This window comes from Sutterella sp. KLE1602, from assembly GCF_001578585.1.
Lineage (GTDB): Bacteria > Pseudomonadota > Gammaproteobacteria > Burkholderiales > Burkholderiaceae_F > Sutterella > Sutterella wadsworthensis_A.
The window spans coordinates 1-3428 of sequence record NZ_KQ968590.1 but is presented as its reverse complement, the minus strand read 5'-3'; the positions used below and the strand labels follow the sequence as shown (position 1 = coordinate 3428).

The following is a 3428-nucleotide window of genomic DNA, read 5'->3' as shown; positions in this document are numbered from 1 at the left end:
AAACCCTCCCACTTCAGTGGCGAGGTTGTTTAGAAAAGAAGAAGGAGTCAGACATGACAGACATCTTCCGCCGCAGGCTCTTTGGCGCAGCAGCAGCCACGGGCCTCGCCGCCGTTCCCGCACATGCCGCCCGAGTTGACGCGGACGAAGAGCTTCTGAAGAAGGACTATCCCGCCGGCCGCAGGAGCGCAGCCCTCGGCCAGCCCGCTCCGATGCCCGAACCCGAAGCGAGGCTCTCCGGCACGTACGACCTCGGTGCGTCCACGCTCAACGAAGGCGAAGTGATCAACGCCTCCCGCTGGGGCGTCGTCTACGCGCATGTTCAGGGCGGCAAGATGACGCATCTGCGTCCGTTCGAGTTCGACTATGCGCCGAGTCCCAATCTCATCTCTGCCATCTTCCGTACTCGCCGTCTCGCATCCGTCAGCCGATGGTTCGCGAAGGCTGGCTCAAGAACGGCCCGAAGAGCCGTCGCAGCCGCGGCGAAGAGAAGTTCGTGCCCGTCTCCTGGGAAAAGGCACTCGACCTCGTGGCAGGCGAAATGAAGCGCGTCTACAAGGACTACGGTCCGAGCGCCGTCTTCACGGCTGGATGAGCACGGGCCGCGTCAACGCCGCCATCAACCTGCAGTAGCGTCTCCTCAACCTCTGCGGCGGCTTCATCCAGTGTGAGAACTCCTACTCGACGGCCGCCATCAGCAAGATTCTTCCGTACGTCGTCGGCACGGGCGATCCGCGCTCCACGTCCTGGGACGTCGTGATCGGGCACAGCGAGCGCGTGGTCTTCTGGGGTTGCGACCCACTGGTGACGAACGACATCGACTGGCACACGACGATTCACAATGCTGCGGGCTACATTCGTGCGCTGCGCGACAAGGGCGTCACGACCATCTCGATCAATCCCGTCCAGACCGACACGGCCGAATACCTCGGAAGCGAATGGATCGCGCCGCGTCCCGGCACGGACTGCGCCATGATGCTCGGCATGATGCACGAGCTCGAAGCCACGGGCAAGGCCGACCACGCCTTCCTTGAGAAGTGCTGCAGCGGCTGGAAGGAACTTCGCGCCTACATCATGGGCGATGAGGACGGCGTCGCCAAGACGCCCGAATGGGCCGCCGAAAAGACGGGAGTGCCCGCCGAGCGAATCCGCAAGCTTGCGCACGACCTGCATGAGCACCGCACGATGCTCATGGTCGGCTGGGGCATCCAACGCATTCAGTACGGCGAACAGCCTCACTGGATGGCCTTCGCGCTCGCGAGCGTTCTGGGCCAGATCGGCCTGCCGGGCGGCGGCATCGGCACGAACTACCAGTATTCGAGCGGCGGCGCTCCGTTGGCAAAGGGCCCGTTCCTTGCGGGCGTTCCCGCCAAGGTGAAGCCGGCGCTTCCGTTCAACGATAACTGGAAGGGCTCGACCACGATTCCGGTCGCGCGCTTCGTCGAATGCTTCCTCAATCCGGGGAAGACCATTGACTTCAACGGCCGCAAGGTCACGGATCCTGAAGTCAGGCTTGTATTGTGGGCGGGCGGCAATCCCTTCGCGCACCAGCCCGACACGATGAAGCTCGAGCGTGCCTGGAAGGAGCCCGAGACGGTCGTCGTCACCGACACGGTCTGGACCGCCACGGCCCGCCACGCCGACATCGTGCTTCCCGCCTGCACGACCTTCGAGCACAACGACATCACGAGCATCGGCACCTACACGAACGACGGCTTCGTCGCCATGAAGCAGGCCATCGAACCGCGCTTCGAGTCCCGCTCCGACTACTGGATCTTCACCGAGCTCGCCAAGCGTCTCGGCGTCGAGTCCCAGTACACGGAAGGACTCGACGAAATGGGCTGGATCCGCCGCCTCTACGAAGGCGCCATGAAGATGGGCAGGGCCGGCAAGATCGCCATGCCCGACTTCGACGAATTCTGGAAGAAGGGCTACGTCATGTTTGACGTCGCCGACAAGGACCGCAACTACGTCGCCTTCGAGGCCTTCCGCAAGGACCCGAAGGCCAATGCACTCTCGACCGAAAGCGGTCTCATCCAGCTCTACTCGCCGAAGATCGCGAGCTACGGCTATGACGACTGCAAGGGGCATCCGTGCTTCTTCGAGCCGACCGAAGGCGTCTCCAGAGCCACCAAGGACGCGCCTCTCGCCCTCATGGCCTGCAAGAGCCGCTACCGCATGCACAGCCAGCTCGACGGCACGGTGAGCCACGACTTCGCCAACATCGAGGACCGCGAGCCGCTCTGGATCCATCCCGATGACGCCGCCGCACGCGGCATCAGGAACGGCGACATCGTGCTCGTCTCCAACAAGCGCGGCGCAGCGCTTGCGGGCGCCTATGTGACGGAGCGCATCCTCAAGGGCGTCGTCGTCCTCCACCACGGCGCCTGGTTCGATCCGCAGGACGTCAAGGGCCGCCGCATCGACGTGCACGGCAACTCCAACACGCTCACGATGGACGAGCCCACCTCGAAGCTCGCTTGCGGCAACATCGCCTCGACGGCCAACGTCGAAGTGTCCAAGTGGACGGGCGAGCTGCCCGACGTCAGCGTCTACCGCGAACCTCGCATCGTGCGTTGATGCTTCGACTTGACTGACGCATGAGAAAAAACGCCGGATTCTCCTTCGGGGGATCCGGCGCATTATTTTGGCCCGCAGCCCAATCGAACCGGGCGGCATGCACAAAACGATGAAAGGGAAAAAACCCGCGGCATGCAGGCCTGCGGGGCTTTTTCATTTATGAACGGGAAATCGACCGCGCGCGATGAGATGTTTCGTCAGAATTCCTCACCGTCGGCAGCGAATTCAATTTCCTTCAATTGAGCGAATCTCAATCTTCCTTGTTGACGAGGAAGTCACTGCGATTGCCGCCATTGGCCTCGTGCTCCTTGATCCAGTTGGGCGTGCGGCCGTGGCCGGTCCAGGTCTTGTCGCCGAAGGCGTACATGACGGGGCCGGCGGAGCGCTTGGCGCGAGGCTTGGCACCGGGTTCGGGGAAGCGCACGTCGGATGCCGTGATGTTGAAGAGATTGATGAGAGTCTGGACCTCGGCGATGGCTTCCTTGACAGCGGCGGCACGGGTCTCCTCGAGCTCACGCTCCATGGACTGGATCTGAGCAACCTTTTCCTTGATGGACATGTCTGAACTCCTGATTGCGCCGGCAGATTCCGGCGCGGGAAAGGCCTTTGAGAAGGCCCGATTGATTTAATTTGAATTCAGTATAAATAAATTCGGGGGACTTTGCAAATACTCAAAACATCCCGGTCAATGCAATTCATTCCGCAAAAGGCGAGGTTTTTCGCCATATTCCCGTTCGAAAGCTGCGATTTGCGTCCCTCATCACCCGCTTGCTGTCCGAATGATGTCCGCATGGGCCGGACGAATCGATTGCTTCTGTGACTGCTCCCCGTCCGATTTGTAACAAATC

Annotated in this window: 3 protein-coding genes and 1 pseudogene; 3 read left to right on the top strand and 1 reads right to left on the bottom strand. The window is 61.7% G+C overall.

Annotated elements, in window-relative coordinates; all coding sequences use genetic code 11:
• Positions 1-53 precede the first annotated feature (53 nt).
• The 3 genes and pseudogenes from HMPREF3036_RS12630 to HMPREF3036_RS12510 form a co-directional block, all read left to right on the top strand.
• Positions 54-338, top strand: a pseudogene (locus HMPREF3036_RS12630) (trimethylamine-N-oxide reductase TorA); the annotation flags it as partial.
• Positions 339-430: 92 nt separating this feature from the next.
• Positions 431-595, top strand: a complete 165-nt coding sequence (locus HMPREF3036_RS12515; protein ID WP_197457994.1) for a molybdopterin-dependent oxidoreductase — start codon at positions 431-433, stop codon at positions 593-595.
• A 65-nt stretch (positions 596-660) separates the two neighbouring features.
• Positions 661-2580, top strand: coding sequence for a molybdopterin-dependent oxidoreductase (locus HMPREF3036_RS12510; RefSeq protein WP_369818392.1), 1920 nt, complete (start codon positions 661-663; stop codon positions 2578-2580).
• A gap of 250 nt (positions 2581-2830) precedes the next feature.
• Here HMPREF3036_RS12510 and HMPREF3036_RS11395 read toward each other — a convergent pair whose 3' ends face one another.
• Positions 2831-3139: an H-NS histone family protein gene (locus HMPREF3036_RS11395; protein ID WP_005436662.1), complete on the bottom strand. Its 309-nt coding sequence runs from the start codon at positions 3137-3139 to the stop codon at positions 2831-2833.
• Positions 3140-3428: the final 289 nt, after the last annotated feature.